Annotated in this window: 22 protein-coding genes and 1 tRNA gene; 15 read left to right on the forward strand and 8 right to left on the reverse strand. The window is 63.0% G+C overall.

The genetic code is table 11. The annotated features are described in order from the left end of the window. Positions 1–231: 231 nt before the first annotated feature. The 10 genes from E1832_RS08575 to E1832_RS08620 all read left to right on the forward strand — a co-directional run bounded on the left by E1832_RS08575 (position 232) and on the right by E1832_RS08620 (position 9,177). Complete coding sequence (locus E1832_RS08575) at positions 232–1,593, forward strand: tyrosine-type recombinase/integrase (protein ID WP_133359329.1); 1,362 nt, start codon at positions 232–234, stop codon at positions 1,591–1,593. Next, positions 1,590–2,072, forward strand: a complete 483-nt coding sequence (locus E1832_RS08580; protein WP_133359330.1) for a hypothetical protein — start codon at positions 1,590–1,592, stop codon at positions 2,070–2,072. Before E1832_RS08575 ends, E1832_RS08580 begins: the two co-directional genes overlap by 4 nt. 131 nt (positions 2,073–2,203) lie before the next feature. After that, positions 2,204–2,413 (forward strand): helix-turn-helix transcriptional regulator, encoded by a 210-nt coding sequence (locus E1832_RS08585; protein WP_133359331.1) that lies wholly within the window; start codon positions 2,204–2,206, stop codon positions 2,411–2,413. Between the two features lie 112 nt (positions 2,414–2,525). Beyond that, the gene (locus E1832_RS08590; RefSeq protein ID WP_133359332.1) at positions 2,526–2,732 is read left to right on the forward strand and encodes a hypothetical protein; all 207 of its coding nucleotides are present in this window, start codon (positions 2,526–2,528) and stop codon (positions 2,730–2,732) included. Further along, complete coding sequence (locus E1832_RS08595) at positions 2,729–5,116, forward strand: phage/plasmid primase, P4 family (protein ID WP_133359333.1); 2,388 nt, start codon at positions 2,729–2,731, stop codon at positions 5,114–5,116. The genes E1832_RS08590 and E1832_RS08595 overlap by 4 nt, the downstream gene beginning before the upstream one ends. A 251-nt stretch (positions 5,117–5,367) precedes the next feature. Beyond that, a complete protein-coding gene (locus E1832_RS08600; RefSeq protein ID WP_245513913.1) occupies positions 5,368–5,805 on the forward strand; it encodes a hypothetical protein in 438 nt (145 codons plus the stop codon). 13 nt (positions 5,806–5,818) lie between these two features. Then, positions 5,819–7,198, forward strand: a complete 1,380-nt coding sequence (locus E1832_RS08605) for a hypothetical protein (protein ID WP_206021023.1) — start codon at positions 5,819–5,821, stop codon at positions 7,196–7,198. 23 nt (positions 7,199–7,221) lie between these two features. Then, entirely contained in the window at positions 7,222–7,932 is a 711-nt protein-coding gene (locus E1832_RS08610; RefSeq protein ID WP_133359335.1) for a hypothetical protein, read from the forward strand. A gap of 18 nt (positions 7,933–7,950) precedes the next feature. Beyond that, a complete protein-coding gene (locus E1832_RS08615) occupies positions 7,951–8,637 on the forward strand; it encodes an NAD(+)--rifampin ADP-ribosyltransferase (RefSeq protein ID WP_133359336.1) in 687 nt (228 codons plus the stop codon). 123 nt (positions 8,638–8,760) lie between these two features. Then, the gene (locus E1832_RS08620; RefSeq protein ID WP_133359337.1) at positions 8,761–9,177 is read left to right on the forward strand and encodes a hypothetical protein; all 417 of its coding nucleotides are present in this window, start codon (positions 8,761–8,763) and stop codon (positions 9,175–9,177) included. 98 nt (positions 9,178–9,275) lie between these two features. Here E1832_RS08620 and E1832_RS08625 read toward each other — a convergent pair whose 3' ends face one another. Continuing rightward, positions 9,276–9,542, reverse strand: coding sequence for a helix-turn-helix domain-containing protein (locus E1832_RS08625; protein ID WP_133359398.1), 267 nt, complete (start codon positions 9,540–9,542; stop codon positions 9,276–9,278). 55 nt (positions 9,543–9,597) lie between these two features. Here E1832_RS08625 and E1832_RS08630 point away from each other — a divergent pair, with 55 nt between their 5' ends. Together E1832_RS08630 and E1832_RS08635 are read left to right on the forward strand one after the other, a co-directional pair. Then, the gene (locus E1832_RS08630; protein ID WP_133359338.1) at positions 9,598–9,798 is read left to right on the forward strand and encodes a hypothetical protein; all 201 of its coding nucleotides are present in this window, start codon (positions 9,598–9,600) and stop codon (positions 9,796–9,798) included. Beyond that, positions 9,795–10,193: a hypothetical protein gene (locus tag E1832_RS08635; RefSeq protein ID WP_133359339.1), complete on the forward strand. Its 399-nt coding sequence runs from the start codon at positions 9,795–9,797 to the stop codon at positions 10,191–10,193. Before E1832_RS08630 ends, E1832_RS08635 begins: the two co-directional genes overlap by 4 nt. A 103-nt stretch (positions 10,194–10,296) precedes the next feature. On the opposite strand, the gene E1832_RS08640 is transcribed toward E1832_RS08635, so the two are convergent. The 6 genes from E1832_RS08640 to E1832_RS08665 form a co-directional block, all read right to left on the reverse strand. Next, a complete protein-coding gene (locus E1832_RS08640; protein WP_133359340.1) occupies positions 10,297–10,824 on the reverse strand; it encodes a hypothetical protein in 528 nt (175 codons plus the stop codon). 218 nt (positions 10,825–11,042) lie between these two features. Continuing rightward, positions 11,043–11,116: transfer RNA gene (locus tag E1832_RS08645), tRNA-Cys, on the reverse strand. 156 nt (positions 11,117–11,272) lie between these two features. Next, the gene (locus E1832_RS08650; protein ID WP_133359341.1) at positions 11,273–12,193 is read right to left on the reverse strand and encodes an MBL fold metallo-hydrolase; all 921 of its coding nucleotides are present in this window, start codon (positions 12,191–12,193) and stop codon (positions 11,273–11,275) included. Then, on the reverse strand, positions 12,190–12,426 hold the full coding sequence (locus E1832_RS08655; RefSeq protein WP_133359342.1) for a thioredoxin family protein: 237 nt from the start codon (positions 12,424–12,426) through the stop codon (positions 12,190–12,192). Before E1832_RS08655 ends, E1832_RS08650 begins: the two co-directional genes overlap by 4 nt. A gap of 9 nt (positions 12,427–12,435) precedes the next feature. Continuing rightward, positions 12,436–13,494 (reverse strand): permease, encoded by a 1,059-nt coding sequence (locus E1832_RS08660; protein ID WP_133359343.1) that lies wholly within the window; start codon positions 13,492–13,494, stop codon positions 12,436–12,438. Continuing rightward, positions 13,491–13,781, reverse strand: coding sequence for an ArsR/SmtB family transcription factor (locus E1832_RS08665; RefSeq protein ID WP_133359344.1), 291 nt, complete (start codon positions 13,779–13,781; stop codon positions 13,491–13,493). The genes E1832_RS08660 and E1832_RS08665 overlap by 4 nt, the downstream gene beginning before the upstream one ends. A gap of 272 nt (positions 13,782–14,053) precedes the next feature. On the opposite strand from E1832_RS08665, the gene E1832_RS08670 reads away from it, so the two are divergent. The 3 genes from E1832_RS08670 to E1832_RS22495 all read left to right on the forward strand — a co-directional run bounded on the left by E1832_RS08670 (position 14,054) and on the right by E1832_RS22495 (position 17,239). Beyond that, on the forward strand, positions 14,054–14,707 hold the full coding sequence (locus tag E1832_RS08670; protein ID WP_133359345.1) for a protein-L-isoaspartate O-methyltransferase family protein: 654 nt from the start codon (positions 14,054–14,056) through the stop codon (positions 14,705–14,707). Positions 14,708–14,788: 81 nt separating this feature from the next. Further along, complete coding sequence (locus E1832_RS08675) at positions 14,789–16,207, forward strand: TolC family outer membrane protein (protein WP_206021024.1); 1,419 nt, start codon at positions 14,789–14,791, stop codon at positions 16,205–16,207. Positions 16,208–16,282: 75 nt separating this feature from the next. Beyond that, the gene (locus tag E1832_RS22495) at positions 16,283–17,239 is read left to right on the forward strand and encodes a hypothetical protein (RefSeq protein ID WP_165978837.1); all 957 of its coding nucleotides are present in this window, start codon (positions 16,283–16,285) and stop codon (positions 17,237–17,239) included. Positions 17,240–17,535: 296 nt separating this feature from the next. Here the strand turns inward: E1832_RS22495 and E1832_RS08690 are convergent, their stop codons facing one another. Continuing rightward, positions 17,536–18,999, reverse strand: a complete 1,464-nt coding sequence (locus tag E1832_RS08690; protein WP_133359400.1) for a cobyric acid synthase — start codon at positions 18,997–18,999, stop codon at positions 17,536–17,538. Between the last annotated feature and the right edge of the window lie 26 nt (positions 19,000–19,025).

A 19,025-nucleotide genomic window follows, 5' to 3' on the forward strand; every position in this document is an offset into this window, starting at 1 on the left:
CCATAAATCCAAATAAATTCAATCTGATAGTTGTTCACCGGCTTTCGCCGTATTACATTGCAGAACATGTCTAAGGGCAGATTGAAGGGCGGGGCGACGCGTTTCACGCGGTCAGGGTTCCCGGTTTTTCGGAAGATGACGGCGGATTCGAGCGAAGCCCCCAACAACCCGTCCATCAATCCGCCCAGCCGTTGAAAGATCGAACTGGTACGATTCCCGGAGGGCCGAAAAATGCCGCCACGCGCTAAGGAACTGACCCCGACGCAGATCAAGGGTTTGAAGCACCCTGGCGGCAAGAGAGCCGTGAAGGTCGCGGTGGGCGGGGTCTCTGGTCTGCATATTCAGATACAGCCGAGCGGGGCCAAGTCATGGGTTCTGCGTACCCGTTATGGGGATTGGGCCGAAAGGCGCGATGCCGAGGGAAACGTGATCGAGCGCGGGCGCAAGAAACGGGAGATCGGGCTGGGGGCGTATCCAGATATTTTGCCCGGTGCGGCGCGTGACAAGGCGCGAGAGATCAAGGCCAAGCTAGAGGCGGGCATTGACCCCATAGCCGAGCGCAAGGCCGCACAGGCGGAGCTTATAGCCTCTGCGCGGCGCGGGCTGACCTTTGCCGACGCGCTGGAGCGATATGCTGAGGAAAAGGTGAAAGAATTTCGGAGCGAGAAATACCGTCAGCAGTGGAAGGCCACGGTGGTTAAGTATGCCGTGCCCGAGATCGGCAAGATGGCCGTGCAGGATATTGACCTGCAAGACGTGCTCCGCGTTCTTCAACCGATTTGGGATAGCCGAACCGAAACCGCATCGAAGCTGCGCCAGCGGATCGAGGCCGTTCTAAGCTGGGCGACCGTTCAGGGGTATCGGAAGGGCGACAACCCGGCGCGCTGGGCGGGCAATCTGAAATTGGTGTTGCCTGCGCCGTCCAAGGTTTCGGCGTCGAAGAACTATCCGGCGCTTCAACTGGATGATGTGGCGCGATGGTGGAAGGCATTGCAAGCGCGGGAAGGCATGGGCGCGCGGGCGCTGGAATTCCAAGCCATGACCGCCACCCGTTCCGGGGCAATCCGATTTGCGACTTGGGATGAGATCGACTTGGAAAACAAGGTTTGGACGATCCAGCCGGGCCGGAAATCGTCCAAGATCGCGCCGAACGACAAGGCAAAGCGTATTCCACTAACAGATGAAATGGTCGCGCTGTTGAAGGAACTGCCGACCTTGAAGGATAGCAACCTAGTATTCTGGGCGCCGCGCGGCGGAGCGTTGTCGGATGCTACGCTTGGCAAATTGATGCGCACCCTTCACCAAGCCGACACAAAGGCCGGTGGAAAAGGCTTTGTTGATGCCGCGACCGGGGAACAGGCGGTGCCGCACGGGCTGCGCAGCACGTTCAGGACATGGGTTGCCGAGCGCACCGGGTTTGACGGTGACATGGCCGAGGTCGCGTTGTTCCACAAGGTCGGGAACAAGGTTCAACAGGCATATGACCGCAGCGATATGGTCGAGAAGCGGCGCGCGATGATGGCCGCATGGTGCGGCTTTCTGCATGGGCGTGAAGTCGAGAAGGTGGTGCAGTTGGAAAGGGCGGGGACATGACTGAGAAAGATCGGATAAAGCGTGGCGAAAGGCTTTTGGATACCGTTCACGATCTGATTGGTGAAGAAATGAACGTTATTGACACAGACATTTCTTATGCAATCCGTCAAGTTGGAAAAGCAATGTCCCCGAAAGGCGAAGATTACCTTTCCGCAGGTGTGGAACTTGCTGAATATCTAATTAGCGAAAGGCCAATTTGTCGGGGTACTCGACTAATGCTTGCGGAACTGGTTTTGGGTGAATTGAGAAACCCGAAGGTCAGGGCGAAGAAGATAGGCGCAGGGCACCCGAAGGTGGTAGAGGCGGTTAGCCATTACGATAAGAGAATATCTGAGGGTTGGCCTCCAAAGGCTGCGGAGCATGATGTATTCAAAAGTCTGGGTGTCAAAAGGTCTACCTTATATAATTATATCAAGTTGGTTAGAGAGCGAGAAGAACAGGTTGCGAAGGCAAAGGCTGTCATTGGCTGTCCAAAATAGGGTATCCCTACTCTGGCACGCTTTCTTTTGAAGTAACACGAAATCTAGTTTTATTAGATGGCATCCCGTTAACGCCAGCGGGGCGATGCAAGGAAAACATCGCAACGGCTGGCACAGCCAAAGGATGCACAATGCAAACAGCGATCAAACAGCGCACCGAATTCTTGACCGGGCCGCAAGTGCAGGCGCGGTATCAGAAAAGCGCCGTCACAATCTGGCGCTGGGTTCGTGATCCGAACCTTGGATTCCCGCAACCCATTCAAATCAACCGCTTGAACTACTGGCGCTTGTCGGACCTGGAAACGTGGGAAGCCGCGCAGGCGGAACAGGCCGTAGCATAAGAAACCCCCGCCAGAGGCAAAGGCGGGGGCTAGACTATCAATCGAAGTTGGACGGCTTCGTGGGGTATTATAGCACCGCTTGCCGCTGGGGGCAAACCCTGGGGAACGAGCAGTGAATGAAATCGAGATTATTTCCGGCTGGGACGCGCAACACGCATTCGCGGTCATGGTCTGGGACCGGCACCGAGACTCGGGCTATCTGGCCCGTGCATTTCCGACACGACAACGGGCAATCGACTTTGCCGAAGGCATGGCCGAGGCATCGGCGCTAGCCTTGCACCGCGCGGACGTGGTGCCCCTGAAAGGGGGTGCTGCATGAGTGTGAATGAGCGTTTTCCCGCGATTGTTAGTGCCGCGCTGGAAGGCGCTGCGCGCGGCTGGCACGTATTCCCGGCGCGGATCGTTGATGGTGGTAAAAGGGGCTACGTCAAAGGCAAAGCCAATGGCGGCGCGCGCTGGGGCGCGACCACCGACCCCGACGCGATCCGCGACTATTGGAGCCGCTGGCCCGAGGCGCTGCTGGGCATCGCTACCGGCCCGCAGAGCGGCTTTTTCGTGATCGACGCGGACACGCCGGAGGGCCATGACGCGGAGGGCGTGGGCACCCTGCGGCGCTGGATTGAAGATCACGGCGACTTGCCGCACACCATTGAGGCGACCACCCCGAGCGGCGGTTGGCACGTCTATTTCAAATGGCCCGCCGATCTGGAAATTCGAAACAGTCAAAGCAAGCTGGCGTCCGGTATTGATGTGAGAGGCGAGGGCGGGATGGTGCTGTCGCCCCCTACCATCAAGCCGGGCGGCGGGGCATATGCCTGGAAGAATCCGCCGGGACTGTTCGAGATCGCGGACGCGCCGGAATGGCTGCTGGACAAGCTGCGCGAGTCGCAAAAACCGAAGCTATCCGAACGGGCCGCGCCGCCTATGCACCCGTCTATCCCCGCCGATCTTTCCGAGGTGGCCGAACTGCTGGACCACATCGATCCCGACGCGGGCGGATATGGGCAGTGGTGCGATGTGCTGATGGCACTGCACGACCACACCGGCGGCGGCGCTGATGGGCTGGCGTTGGCCGATCAATGGAGCCGTCACGGGGCCAAGTATCGCCCCGGCGAGGTGGCCGCGAAATGGCAGAGCTTCACACCCGGCGGCGGTATCGGCTTGGGCACGATTGCAGCCTTGGCGCGGCAGGGCGGGGCCGACCTGTCCGAGATCGCCCGGCGACACAAGTTTTCGGGCCAGAACGGAATGACAAACGACACATGGCAAAGAGGTGCGATGCAACAGGCGAGTACCGCAGACGGAGCAGCGCGACCGAACAAGCCCGACGAGATCGACCTGAGCCAAGATGCGCTTGCCAGTGACCTTGGATCGCGCAGTTTCGATGCGGACGCGCGGCACGTCGCAAGCTGGGGCAAATGGCTGTTCTGGACCGGCGCGCGATGGGAAGTTGACGACAAGTTGGACCACCTGACCCGCGCCCGTGTATTTCTGCGCACCCGCGCCGAGGAATTGACGGATTGGGCCGAACGCAAGGCGGCGCATCTGGACGCGACCGAGGGCGAGAACAAGGGCGACAAACTGCGCACCTGGGCGAAAGATCAGGCCAGAAACCTGCGCAGCAAGAACACCGTCGCCGCAATCGAGGCGCTGGCGCGATCCAATCCCGCAAGCGTGGCCCGCGCGGACGACTTCGACGACAACCGCCTGATACTCGGCACCCCCGGCGGCGTGGTTGACCTGCGCACCGGCATCCTGCGCGAAGCCCGGCGCGAGGATATGGTGACAAAGCTGACCGCCTGCCCCCCTGCTGCGCCCGGCACCCGCCCGGAACGATGGCTGGCATTCCTGCACGAGATTTTCGACGGTGACGAAGAAATCACGTCTTTCATGCAGCGCGCGGCGGGCTATGCGCTGACCGGCCTGACGACCGAGCATAAGCTCCTGTTCCTTTACGGCACGGGCCGCAACGGCAAATCCGTTTTCCTGAATACCCTGACCGGGCTTTGGGGCGACTACGCGCGACGGGCCGCTGCCGAAACGTTCCTGAACACTCAGGGCGACAAACACGCCACCGGGCTTGCTGGGCTTCAAGGCGCGCGGCTGGTGGCCGGATCGGAATTGCCGAAAGGCAAGACATGGGATGAGTCCGTTATCAAAGACCTGACCGGCGGCGACCGGATGACCGCCCGTTTCATGCGCGGCGATTTCTTCGACTTCGACCCCATGCTAACGCTCATGATCGCCGGGAACAATCAGCCGTCATTCCGGGGAATTGACGAGGCGATCCGCGCCCGCGTGGTGCTAGTGCCGTTCCTTGTCACTATCCCCCCTGAGAGGCGCGACAAGACGTTGCCCGACAAACTCAAGGCCGAAGGCCCGGCAATCCTGCGATGGGCTATCGACGGCGCGCTGGAATGGCAGAAACGCGGGCTGGACGTGCCCGCCACCGTGGCGGCGGCATCCGACGAATACATGGATGATGAGGACACGCTGGGGCAGTTTCTCTCGGATGAAACCGAAGCCGACGCGGCAGGTTTCACAACCACCACCGACCTGCATATGAGGTTCACGCAATGGTGCGAGCGGCAGGGGCTGCACACCTGGACCGCCCACACACTACGGAAAGAGATGAAATCGCGCGGCTGGCAGGACGCTAGGCGGAAATATGGGCGGGGCTTTGTGGGGTTGAAACTGGCTTAGGGTGACGGAGGTGACACCTTCGCTCTTATCCACCGTTAAGGGGATATTTCTCCGAAATCCTCCATACGGTGGATAAGGGACGAACCGTCACCCCCGTCACCCTGGGCCGTAAAAAGATGGGGGCGAAGCTCAGTTGCGAATGGCTCGCAAGAATTCAGGCGGAAAATCACATTTTTTCTCTCATCCCCGTATTGGCAGCGATAATGAACGCCAATGAAAAGAAATGAAGCAATGGTATCAGTAACTTAATTATGTATAATTTGTTTATCCGCCCATCAATCCGCCCTTATAGCAGCAGAAAGGCACTACAAAGCATGGCAAAAGCGCCACCAAAGCCGGAATTCAGGACGCGCCGGGGCACCGGGGCCGTTGTGCTGGCCGGTGTTGATGGTCGCAGCCTCATGGCCCGCCGGTTTCGTGAGATCGTCACCGGGGTTGAAGCCGACCTAGGCGGCGATCTGACCGAGGCGCAAACCGCCCTACTCGCCCGCGCGGCAACACTGGCAATCTGGTGCGAAGAGCGCGAAGCCGAGCTTGCAAGGGGCGAGCAATTCGACGCGGCGGAATACGCCACCATTGCGAACGCTATGCGCCGCCTACTGGCCGACCTAGGGCTTAACCGCGTGGCCCGCGACGTGACCGAGACCCTTGACCAGTACCTTGCCAAGAAAGGCGCGGCGAATGGTTAGCATTGTCGAGACCATGACCGACCCCCAGCTGTTTGGCCCGACCTTTGGCGGCGACAGCTTCGCGGCGTGGCGGGCGCTGCTAGGGGCGTTCTATGGACTACCGCTGGACGATGACCAACTAGAGACGTTCCAGACGCTCACGGGCCGCGAGAAAGCCCCTGTGGGGGCGTTTGATGAGCTTTGGCTTGCCATAGGGCGGCGCGGCGGAAAAAGCCATGCTGCGGCGCTGGTGGCAACGTTTGAAGCGGCGTTCAAAGATCACCGGGCCAAGCTGGCACCGGGCGAGGTGGCAACCGTGATGTTGCTGGCGGCGGATCGGGCGCAGGCGAGAACGCTCTTGCGCTATGTCCGGGGGCTGTTTGAACATCCGATGTTGAAACCGCTTGTGGCCCGAGAGACAGCCGCCGGGCTGGAACTGGTGAACAGATCGGCAATCGAGGTTCACACCGCATCGCACCGAGCCGTGCGAGGCTATACCTTGGCCGCAGTGGTTTGCGATGAAATCGCGTTCTGGCATTCGGATGGTGCCCGGCCCGATGCCGAGGTTATCGCGGCGCTGCGCCCGGCGCTGGTAACGCTTGGCGGCAAGCTGGTGGCGATTTCCTCGCCTTACTCGAAGCGGGGCGAACTTTGGAATAGCTACCGGCGACATTTCGGGCAGGACGACAGCACCCGCGTTTTGGTGGCGCAGGCACCTAGCCCGGCAATGAACCCGACCATTCCGCAGCACGTCATTGACGACGCAATGAAGGACGACGCGGCGCGGGCATCGGCGGAATGGCTGGCGCAATTCCGGGCTGACATTGAACAATTCCTGAGTGTCGAGGTGGTCACAGAGGCCATGCGGACCGAACCGCTATCCTTGCCGCCCCGCTCAGGGCTTCGATACTTCGCATTCGTTGATCCATCCGGCGGCGGTGCCGACGAATTCACCTTGGCAATCGGCCATGCTGAGGATGCCGGGCTTATCGTGGTGGATCAGGTTGTGGGGCGGCGCGGAAACCCGGCAGCAATCACGGGCGAATTCTGTGACCTGCTGAAAGAGTACCGCATCGGCACTGTGCGCGGCGACCGATACGCAGCGGAATGGAGCCGAACCGAATTCCGGCGGAATGGAATAGCTTACCTGGATGCGCCCGGCGTCCGGTCTGAGCTTTACCTGAGCATGGCATCGGCTTTGCAGGCGGGCCGCGTGGAATTGCCGCCTTGCGAGAAACTAGAGCGCCAACTTGTCAGCTTGGAACGCCGCACGACACGCGGCGGGCGCGACATAATCGACCACCCCCCCGGCCTTCACGATGACAGGGGCAACGCCGCTGCCGGGCTGGTGGCAACTCTGGCGGCGCAACGCCGTGCTCCGAAAATACTGATCGGCACTTACGAACACCGATGAACACTCACAAAGAGGTACATGAAATGGACACCAAGAAAATGCAGACACAAGCGATCAGCCTTGACGATCCGCTTGGAAGCCTCCTTGCAGCCCGGTGGGGTTGGAAGGAAAGCGAACAACAGATCGTACACAGGGCGCATGGGTATTTGGTGCGCCTTGCGACTGCCGGAAATGCCTTGCGCAAAGAGGCCCGGAGTCAAAAGGCCGCTGGCAGGCTTACCGACGCGGGCTTGCGCGAGCACATGGAGGCATTTGTCATGCGCGAATTTGCCCCCGCCTACCGACAGGCCGACCATGACGGACGGCGCGGGATTGAAGAACAGATCAAGGTGTTGCGCGCCCAAGGCGTTTACAAGATCGACCCGACCGACGCGGCGGCGGCAATATTGCGAAGCGATTTGCGCCGGGCATGGTTCGAGATGAGCGACAGCCGCCGTCGAGTGATGATGCACAACCCGCCCGCGATGCTGGCAACGGCGATTCTTGAACTGCCCGAGGCTTTCCACGGACTTGATGCGGAAGCCGCTGACAATCTGCGGGAAGCAGCATTCGGGCATGATTTCCCCGAGCACGCGGGCAAGATCAAGGAATTGCGCGCTGTGCATCAATTCGTTGTGGCCGGTCTGGAGGTGGCGCGCAACGATGCCACGCGGACGCTCTCGATTAACATCCACCTTTTCAACAAGCTGGTTTGGGGTGGAGAGATCGGCGCGCAGGACAAGGGCGCGGCGTAATGCTAGGGCGGCTTGGACATGGGACAGACCGGCGGCATCGGCAAGATGTTGGTGCTGCCGTTCTACTCAACCGGTTGGGTTGACGGTATGAACCGGGGGACGCGCAAGGCGATCCAGAAGCGGGCTAAGCGGGTGCCGCTGGCGGATCGCCCCCTATTTTACAACATGGTCTGCGGCGAAAACCTCCGGTGGCCGCTGACTGCCGGGGAACGTAAACGCAGCGCCGAGATCGTCGCGCAACTCGATCCTGACACCCCGTTCTTTCATGGCGGCTTGGCCGGGCGCGTAATGGGCAACTATTTGCTGCCAGCATCCGAAACCGGCCACGACCCGAAGAACCTGAAAGAGCATTTCCCGACCCGCGCGAGCCTTGTCTATCTCACCACCTCGATTGATGAGGCGGGGATCTACGCCATTCAAACCGGCGGGAAACCTGGGGCGATCTACCTTGTCGAACCGGAGGGGCCGCTAGAGCTTGACGTTGAAACTTTCCGCCCGCTGGAACTGATGCTGGCGGATCGCGATCTTGTACGGCGGTATGGGCGCGCGACCCTCATTTCCTCGGCAACGGCTTTCGCTTGTCCCCGCGCGAAGGTTTTGGGGATCGTTCAAGAGTTCTCGGCAGCGTTTTGTGTGAATGCCGTCAAAGAGGCGCGGAAACATGCCCTCGATCAAGTGACACGTTTCGAAAGGCTGGGCGCGTGAACGCTTGGAAAGATTGACAATCGTTTGGGTGCCAATTCCAGAAGAGAATTGGTTTTTCCTTCACTCACCCCAGTTAGATCACCTAAGCTGCTTTTAAATGATTGCATGCCGGGGGGGGGTAATATGGCGCGTCTAATAGACTGTTCCATTGAAGATGTTGCGGGCTGTCAGTTACTTGTAGATTGGAAAGGGCGATTGCAGGTCCGGCTTCCGAAAGGTTGGAAGGTTCAAAAGTACTCCGGTGATGACATCGCATCGATCCGCGAGATTGATGAAGAACAGTATCGGTCCGGAGGCCGCGCTGTTGCTGGAGCGATAATCGGCGGCGTTTTGACAGGGGGTGTCGGGTTTCTTGCTGGCGCGGCGATTGGCGGTAGGCGGCGCAAGACTGCCAGCTATTTGATGACATTCAACGACGGGCATCACGTCGCCTTTGAGGAAAAATCCTCATCAGTCGTCAAATTCCTAAGCCAACGGGTTGAGGCGGGGAAGATCAAGGAACTCACGGCGACCCAAGAAATCCCCGAGACAGACACATGAGGACTAAACGCAGCCCGTGGTAGTCAGCGAGCATTGAGCAGGCTTGACTTGTTTGCCAAGGGCTGCGCGCCGAGAGATTTCTTGGGTGCAGTCCGTTTTCAATTGACGGAGGGATCAAGCCTGTTCCTGAGCCTGACCCCCGGCCCGCCCCCGTTCTCTTCGATGAACTGCACCCCGGCGGATTCGAGGGCGGCGCGGATTGAATTGGCAGTATCAACGCGACCGCCGATTTCTCCGGTAGCAGCTTCAAGCCGTTTGATGGTGGGAAGGGAAACGCCCGAGCGGTTCGCAAGATCACCTTGTGACCATCGAAGCAACGCCCGCGCGGCTTTAACCTGCTCAACTGATACTTTTGGTATTGACATGCCAGCCCCTTTATTGATGCTAAAGGTATCACTACCACAAAGGAGGAATGACACAATGGCCGACACCATCAAGGACGCCGGATTCGACGTGGTGCAGCTTCACGGGTTGATGCAGGGGCTCAACCACCTGCTCAATGAGGGCGGCGAAGCGATGAACGGGGTCTATCCCTTGGGTGACATGATCGAGCAAAAGCTGGATCAACTCTGCACCGACCTGGACCGCATCGAACGGAACGCGAAAGGAGGTGCGGCATGACCTCGGGAGCAACATTCGAGGAGCGGATCGCACATTTTTGCGACCTGTTCGGTTGTGAGCCGCCGCAACTTCGCTATGACGATGACGAGCCGGATGAAGTCTTGATGACTGACGACCTGGCGGGCTGGATCAGGCGGGAAGGGTGTTGCCTGAATTGGCTGGTGACAGGCGACCCGGCCACGGCGCTTGAAGCCTACCGTGAAGCGTATCGCGTTCCCGATGACTTGGCCCCGCTGGTGGATGCGTTTGGCCAACTGGACAAAGCCGAGAAGGAGATACTGCTGGATTGCGTCCGGTCAAATGCTCTTGGTGGGGTGCCGTTCAAGGAGGCGCTGGGCAAGGCCGAGGCTGAAATACTTGCACACCGCAGCCGGGCCGTTGTGGCTCAGCGCTGAGCCGAGGAAGCGCCGGAACCAAGAGGCTATAAGGGTCGGGGCAGTGCTTCCGGCCCTTTTTTGTGGTCCGTCATAAATGGCGGCAAGGGATCGTGTTCCCTGGTTACTCGTTGAGACGCAGTGTCATTCCTTGGCGCTTGATGGCTTTGATGTGCAGTTCTCTAGCTCGAATGAGGATGTTGTCAGCCGTGCTTAGCGCGTCATCCAAGAAAGACACTGACAATGGGCCGTCATACCTCTCATATTCGTGGGCCTTGCCACGATCTGCCCTCCAGTGGCTGAACATGAAATACTCTTCAGTCTCATGGTTGAAGCCCAAAGCGCCGTGGATCAGTCGGTTCCTTATCGGAAGCCCTTCTTCGACCTCCAAAATAAGCTCATCCAGCAGAGCCTTGTCGTCAGGATGGGCCTTTTTTGAGTGCTTTTTTAGTGCTTTGATCAGTGCTCCGGTGTCCAGCCGAAGATCCATTATCTTCTTGGCTTTGGGCTTGTCGTTTGGGTGCGCTGGATCGACATGAAAGTAGTAAAGCCACAATGCATGCTCGATATGCGCACATGTCTGTGCGTACAGTCCAATCCTGTGCAGAACGTCATCGCCGATAAATTTCTGGACGTGGTAGTGGGGTTGCATTGCTTCACTGCCTCTTCTTTGAAGAGGGTGTGGCAAAACTTCCACGGCCACAACCCCTCAGCCGCCGCAGGTAGCTGTTTGGCGATTCTGAACTCGGGGGGATGTTTTCTGACCCTTCTTTGAGGAAAAAACACAGATTGTCGTGGGGGGATTTAAGGGCGGACTAAGTGCGGTTCCGCTTAAAATTGTCAGTAAAAACAATAACTTAAGCTATATAGTGGAGGCGAGTACCGGAATCGAACCGGTGTACACGGATTTGCAATCCGCTGCGTCACCACTCCGCCAACTCGCCGTTCCGTAGTGGGTAGGGCCTCTTAGCCAGATCCGCGAGTCTCTGCAAGGGGGCTGCGGCACCGGGGCCGCACATTCCGAGTTTCCCCGCCAGCGCAGGCCGGCGCGTGGATGCGCGGCGCGGTCAGCGGATCGCCGGGGCGGGGGCTGCCCGGCGCTACTCCCACTCCATCTGCTGAAACGCGGTCTGGGCGTTGCGCCCCGCCAGGCTGTCGAACTGCTCCAGATAGGCAAACCCCGACTGGTCGACCTTGGGTGCCTCCAGGATGTCGCCGCCCTCGTCGATCAGCGCGCCGATCCGGGTGCGCAGGTTCATCAGATAGTCAAAGGTATCGGCCCGCGCCCGGGCGAGGGTGGTGGCATGGCCGTGGCCGGGGACGACATGCTCGGGCGCCAGCGCCGCGATGGCCTCGAAGGCGGCGGGCCAGTCGGTGATCGAGCTTTGTTCGCCCACCCCCAGGATCCGCTCGACATAGACGATATCGCCGGTGAAGACGGTGCCTTTTCCGGCGATCCAGACATAGCTGTCGCCGGGCGTGTGGGCCGGGCCGGGATGGGCGATGTCCAGCCGCGTTCCACCAAGCTCGAGCGTATAGGTCTCGTCGAAGGTGATGTCGGCATAGGCCGGTTCGGTTCCCTCGAACGCGGCCCCCAGCAGCTGCGCCAGCATGGTCATCTGCATCGATCCGCGGGCCTGGTGGTCCGCGACCGCGTCGGCCGAGGCGATGATCTGCGCCCCCTGCGCCCGCCAATAGCCGTTGCCAAGCCAGCGGTGATCCTGTCCGCCGGTGTCGATCACGTATTTCACCGGCTGATCGGTGATCCCGCGGATCACCGTATCCAGCGCCCGGGCCCCGTTCCACGATCCGCCCGGATCGACCAGAACCGCGCCCTCGGGGGTGACGACAAGGCCGAAGGTGGCGTTGTTGGCCAGGTTTTCCGGGCTGCGCTGGACCTTTTCGCCGACGATGGCCCAGATGCCCTCGGTGACAGGCTGAACCTCGAGCGTTCCGGCCAGCGCGAAGGACGGCAGCCAGGCGGCCGCGCCGATGACGGCGGAGAACAGAAGATGTCTCATGCGGTCAGCCACCCCTCGAGCTTTGCGGCATCCGGCAGGCCGCCGGTGTGGACCAGCTTGCCGTCGACCGCGATACCGGGCGTCGACATGACGCCGGCCATTGCGATCTCGCGCGGGTCGGTGACCTTTTCGACCGTGACCTGGACGCCGAGGCGATCCGCCGCCTCCCGGATCATCTGCGCGGTGGTTTCGCAGCGTTTGCAGCCGGGACCATAGACTTTGACGGGTTTCATGGGGTCTCCTCAGAAGATCAGGTTGAACAGAAAGCCGACGGCGAGGATGCCGGAGGCGACGGTGCCGATGAAGACCGCGATCAGCCGCAGGGTCAGCACCTGGCGCAGGATGATCATCTCCGGCAGCGACAGCGCGATCACGCTCATCATGAAGGCCAGCACCGTGCCCAGCGCGGCGCCCTTGCCCAGCAGCGCCTCGACGATGGGGATGACGCCGGCGGCATTGGTGTACATCGGGATGCCCATGAGCACGGCGGCGGGCACCGACCACCAGGCATCGGCACCCATGATCCGCGCCATCAGATCCTCGGGCACATAGCCATGGATCAGCGCGCCCATGCCGATGCCGGCGATGATCCAGATCCAGACCTTGGCAAAGATCTCGCGCACCGCCTCGATACCCAGCCCATAGCGGTCGGTCATCGTCAGGCGCTCGCCCTCGGGCATCACCGGCGCATTGGCGCCGGAATGGATGTCGCGCACCCAATCCTGAAGCCAGCCTTCGAGGCGCAGTTTGCCGATCACGAAACCGGCCAGGATCGCGATGCCGAGCCCGAAGGCCAGATAGGTCACCGCCACCTGCCAGCCGACCAGCCCGAACAGCAGCACCAGCGCCACCTCGTTCACCATCGGCGCGGCGATCAGGAAGGAAAAGGTCACCCCCAGCGGAACGCCCGCCGAGACAAAGCCGATGAACAGCGGCACCGCCGAGCAGGAGCAGAACGGGGTCAGGATGCCGAGGCCCGCCGACATGACATTGCCGATGCCCTCACGTTTGCCCGACAACAGCGCGCGGGTCTTCTCCGGGCTGAAAAAGCTGCGCACCACGCCCATCGCAAAGACGATCAGCGTCAACAGCATCATCACCTTCGGCACGTCGTAGAAGAAAAACGCCAGCGCTTCGCCCGTGTGAGTGTCCCGGTCGACCGGCAGCAGCGCCACCAGCCATTCGGAGGCCGGGGCGAGTTGGCGGTAAATCAGCCACCAGGCCACCACGAACCCGGCCACTCCGAAATGCCACGGCCATTCCGGCCGGACGGGGTGCGGCGTCGATACATCGGTTGTCATGCTGCTTTCCTGTCTTCGTTTTTACGGCAGGCCAGGATCGCCGCGACCGCGGCCGCGACATCTGGTGGAAGGTCGGGGTTGATCCGGTAGCGCACCCATTGCGCATCGCGCCGGTCGATCACCAGTCCGGCCGCCTTGAGCACCCCCATGTGCCGCGACATCCGCGATTGCGTGGCGCCGCACCGGTCCATCAGCTCGCAGACGCAGTGCTCGCCATGGTCGGCGAGAATCCGCATCGCGCCGAGGCGCGTCGGTTCGGCCAGGGCATTCAGGATGTTCAGGATCATGGGGGCCTCCGCTAATGCGCATATACGCATATGCGAGGTGCTGCGCCGTGACAAGGCGAAAGTCGCTTTTGGGAGAGGGCGGGCGCCTGTCCGCCCGCCGGAGCGCGGATGCGGCCGCCGGAGATCGGTCTGGCGCGGGCTGGTCGCCCTCGTTTTGATCGGGCGCGGGGGGCGCTGCGGGGGATGCGGCGGGAAATCGCGCCGCCGCCCGTTGCCGGGGCCGCGGCGATGTGGCAAAAGCCAATCTAGGGACTGAACAATAGAGTTTAGCAATGACAGACTTTGCCGCCCGCCGCCGGATGATGGTCGACACTCAGATCAGACCGGCCGATGTTACCAAATATCCGATCATCGATGCGATGCTGACCGTTCCGCGCGAGATTTTCGTGCCCGATGCGCGGCGCGATATCGCCTATGCGGGCGAGGATCTGGATCTGGGCGGCGGCCGCGTTCTGCTGGAGCCGCGGACGCTCGCGAAGATGCTCGACACGCTCGACCTCGGCCCGGACGAATTGGTGATGGATGTGGGCTGCGGCTATGGCTATTCGGCCGCGGTGATCGCACGGCTCGCTCAGGCGGTGATCGCCGTCGAGGAGGACGAGGCGATGGCCGGTGAGGCGCAGGCGCTGCTGTCCGAGGCCGGCGCCGACAATGCGGTGGTGCATCAGGGCCCCCTGGCCGAGGGCGCGGACGAGCACGGCCCCTATGACGTGATCATCGTCGAAGGCGGTATCGAAGAGGTGCCCGCGCCGCTGATCGCCCAGCTCAAGGACGGCGGGCGCATGGCCTGTCTCTTTATGCAGGGCGCGCTGGGCGAGGTGCGCATCGGCTACAAGTCCGGCGGCACGCTGACCTGGCGGTTCGAATTCAACGCCGCGGCGCCGGTGCTGCCGGGGTTCGGAAGGGAACGGGCGTTCACGCTCTGACATGGCAGCGCGGGGCTGCCGGGCGGCCCCGGGCTCTGGAACAGACATAGCACCCGGCAGGGGTGCATCGGAGACAGGGTTATGGGCAAGGCAGCGATGACAGGCATTCTCAGGACGGCGGCACTGGTGGGGGGGCTCGCGCTGGCGGCGCTGGGCCCCAGATCCGCCCAGGCGGAAAACATCGTCGACGCCCTGATCGGCGCCTACAACACCAGCGGGCTACTGGAACAGAACCGCGCGGTGCTGCGGGCCGCCGACGAGGATGTGGCCACGGCAGTGGCGCAGCTGCGCCCGGTAATTTCCTGGACCACGCAGGTATCCCGGACGCTGCTCAATGGGACGTCCAATGGCGTGGCCTTCAGCAACCCGTCATCCGACCTCTTCACCGGCCTGTCGATCAGCCAGCTTCTTTATGATGGCGGCGCGCGCGCGCTGAGCAAGCAGGGGGCGCAGGAAACCGTGCTGGCCACCCGCCAGCAGCTTCTGAGCATCGAGCAGCAGATCCTGTTCCGCGCCGCCTCGGCCTATCTCAACGTGGTGCTGCAAACCGAAAACGTTGCGCTGCGCCAGAACAACGTGCGCCTGCTGGGCGAGGAACTGCGCGCCGCGCAGGACCGGTTCGACGTCGGCGAGGTGACCCGCACCGACGTGGCGCTGGCCGAGGCGCAGCTTGCCGCGGCGCGGTCGGGCCTGTCCGCCGCGCGCGGCTCGCTGGTCAGCGCGCAGGCCGAGTACGCCGCCGCGGTGGGCCGCAAGCCCGGGCCGCTGGCCGGGCAGCCCCGCCTGCCCAAGGCTGCCGCCTCGCTCGGGGCGGCAACGGACATCGCCGTGCGCAACCATCCCGCCATCCTGGCGGCGCAGCATCAGGTGAAGGCCGCCGAACTGGTGGCGCAGAGCCAGGCCAAGACCATGGGGCCGTCGGCCTCGCTGTCGGGGAGTTTCGGTCTGACCGACGATATGGACAGCCTCGACCGCTCCAAGAACGCCACGGTGTCGCTCACGGTGACGCAGCCGATCTATCAGGGGGGCGCGCTGTCGTCGCAGTACCGCCGGGCGCTGGCTGGCCGGGACGCGGCCAAATCCAGTTTGCTGACCGCGCAGCAGGATGTGGTTCAGGGCGTGGCGAATGCCTTTATCCGGCTCGAGGTGGCGCGCGCCAACCTGATCTCCTCGGCCGAGCAGGTGCGCGCGGCGCGCGTGGCCTTCGAGGGGGTCCGCGAAGAGGCGACCCTGGGCGCGCGCACGACGCTGGACGTTCTGTCGGCCGAACAGGATCTGCTGGATGCGCAGACCAACCAGATTTCGGCCCGTTCGGAAGAGGCGGTCGCCTCGTACCAACTGTTGCAGGCGCAGGGGCTTCTGACCGCCGAGCGGCTGGGGCTGGCGGTGCAGATCTATGATCCCACGCTCTACTACAACCTTGTGAAGACCGCGCCGTCCCGGCTCAGCAAACGCAGCAAGGATCTGGACAGGGTGCTCAAGGCGCTGGGCAAGCGTTGAGAATTCTCCGCTTTCGGTTGTGAGAATCCCGGGCAGAGGCTACACTCCTGCCCGAGGTGAGAGTGGATAACAACAATGTCTGAACCCGTCACGCATGCACAGATCGAGGATGTGTTATCCTCGATCCGTCGTCTGGTCAGCGAGGACAACAGGTCCGACGCGCAGCCGGACGCGCCCGTTTCAGCCCCCGCAGAGACCGGCGAATCGGCCGCCGATAAAGTCGAGCGTCTGGTCCTGACGCCGGCGCTTCGGGTCAATGCGCCCGACCGGGCCGCCGCGGCCCCTGCCGAGGACGCGCCAGAGGCTGCGCCGGAGACGGATGCGGCCGGGACCACGGCCGCGGATGAGCTGTCCGGGACGCCCGAGACCGAGGCGCCGGCCCCCTGGGCCGACCCCGGCGCGACCCTGCTGGCGATGCCCCGGGGCAGGGCGGCCACGGACGAGGCTGTGTTTTTCGCGTCCGAGCCGTCCGCTCCTGAACCGCCCAGCCCCGAGACGGGGGCAGGCGCCGCGCCGGAGCATGGCGAATTTGCTGATTATTTCGACGATGACGTTGCCCCGGACGCTGCGGCCGAGATCGAGGCGCCCCTGACTTTTCATTCGACCCGCGCCGAGAGCCTGAGCGCCAAGATCGAGGCGTTGGAGGCGGTGATCGGGCAGACCCGCGATCAGTGGGAGCCGGACGGAACCAGCGCGGAACCCTATTCCGGCACCCCGGCGCAGCCCATTGGCTGGACCGATGCGGAAGGTGAGGGCGCGCGCGAAGACGATCCCCGATCGCCGACAATCGAGGATGCGGCGAAAACGGCGGATGCTGACGATCGCGCCGCCGCCCGGTCCGCCGCCGATCCGGAGGTGGAGGATCTGGCCGCCGATGAGGCGGTGATCGACGAGGACAGCCTGCGCGAACTGGTCGCCGAAATCGTGCGTCAGGAATTGCAGGGCGCCCTGGGCGAGCGCATCACCCGCAACGTGCGCAAGCTGGTGCGGCGCGAGATTCACCGCGCCCTGGCGGCGCAGGATCTCGACTAGACGACAGGTGAGCCGGGTCCGACGGGCCCCCGGCTCGTTGCCGACGCTCGACAAACAAAGCAAGCCGCACAAGCGCCGGACCGGGGGCTGGCGCTGCTACCTCTGATCGGCGCGTTTTTACGGCAGTCAAATCCGGACGACCTCTGAGGGATGCGCTTGCGCGTCTCGCGGTGATCGCATGGACTGCAATCGCCTGCCGACAGTGCATTTCTCCGCAATGCGCGAGAGGCGGCCTTCGGCCTTGTTCCGTACTGGGGGGCTCGAAGGTTGCAGGGGTAAGGGGTGTCCGCGCCGCTCTACGCCCGCACGGGCGCGGCCAGCCACAACAGCGCCTCCACATCCATATAGGTCTCCAGATGGTCGGCCAGCGCGTCCAGCGTGGCCTCGACCCCGGCCTCATAGGCGTGTTCGGACCGATGCCCCAGACCGGCGAGGAAACCGGTGCGGAAGGTGTCGGAGCTGAAGATCCCGTGCAGATAGCTGCCCCGCACCCGCCCGTCGGGCGAAGCCGCGCCCTCGGTCCGCCCGTCCACCGACAGCCAGCCGCGCGCCCGGTCCGGCCCCTCGGTCCGGCCCATGTGGATCTCATAGCCGCTGACAGGCGCGCCGCCGGGCAGGGCGGTCGCCTGGCGCAACCTGACCTGCTTGTCCCCCAGCATCACCGTCTCGACGTCGAGCAGCCCCAGACCGGGCTCGGCGCCCGGCGCGCCCTCGACCCCCTCGGGATCGGAAATGCGGCGCCCCAGCATCTGATAGCCGCCGCAGAGGCCCAGAACGTGACCGCCGCGGCGAAGGTGCGCGTGGATGTCGATGTCCCACCCCTGCGCCCGCAGAAACGCCAGATCGCCGCGGGTGGATTTGCTGCCGGGGATCAGCACCAGATCGGCGTCGCCGGGGAGCGCCCGTCCCGGCGGCACGATCTGGACCGTGACGGCGGGCTCGGCGGCCAGCGGATCGAGATCGTCGAAATTCGCCATCCGCGGCAGCTGCGGCACCGCCACCTTGCAGGCGCCGTCCCGGTCGGCCCCGCGCGAGGCGATGTCCATCATGTCCTCGGCAGGCAGTTTCCAAGCGTCATGGAACCATGGCACCACCCCCAGGCAGGGCCAGCCGGTGCGCGCGGCAATATCGTCGCGGCCGGCATCGAACAGCGCCAGATCGCCGCGAAAGCGGTTGACGGCGAAGCCGGCGATCCGGGCGAGATCGCCAGCGTCGAGCACCGCCTGCGTGCCGACGATCTGGGCGATGACGCCGCCGCGGTCGATGTCGCCGACCAGCACCACCGGCACCCCGGCGGCGGTGGCGAAGCCCATGTTGGCGATGTCGCCGCGGCGCAGATTGGTTTCCGCCGGGCTGCCGGCCCCCTCGACCAGGATCAGATCCGCATCGGCGGCAAGGCGGCGGAAGCTTTCCAGCACCACGTTGAGCAGCGCGCCCTTGTCGCGCTGATAGCGGGCGGCCTCCTGCGTGCTGCGGCGGCGGCCCTGCACCACCAGCTGCGCGCCGGTCTCGCTCTCGGGTTTCAGCAGGACCGGGTTCATGTCGGTGTGCGGTGCGCGTCCCGCCGCGCGGGCCTGCAGGGCCTGGGCGCGGCCGATCTCGCCGCCATCGGCGGTCACAGCGGCATTGTTGGACATATTCTGCGGCTTGAACGGCGCGACGCGTAATCCACGACGGGCGGCGGCCCGGCACAGGCCGGCCACCAGCAGCGATTTGCCGACATTGCTGCCGGTGCCCTGGATCATCAGCGCGCGGGTCATCGTCACAGGTCCCTCATCGCCCCCCG

This window comes from Antarcticimicrobium luteum (assembly GCF_004358185.1).
GTDB lineage: Bacteria > Pseudomonadota > Alphaproteobacteria > Rhodobacterales > Rhodobacteraceae > Antarcticimicrobium > Antarcticimicrobium luteum.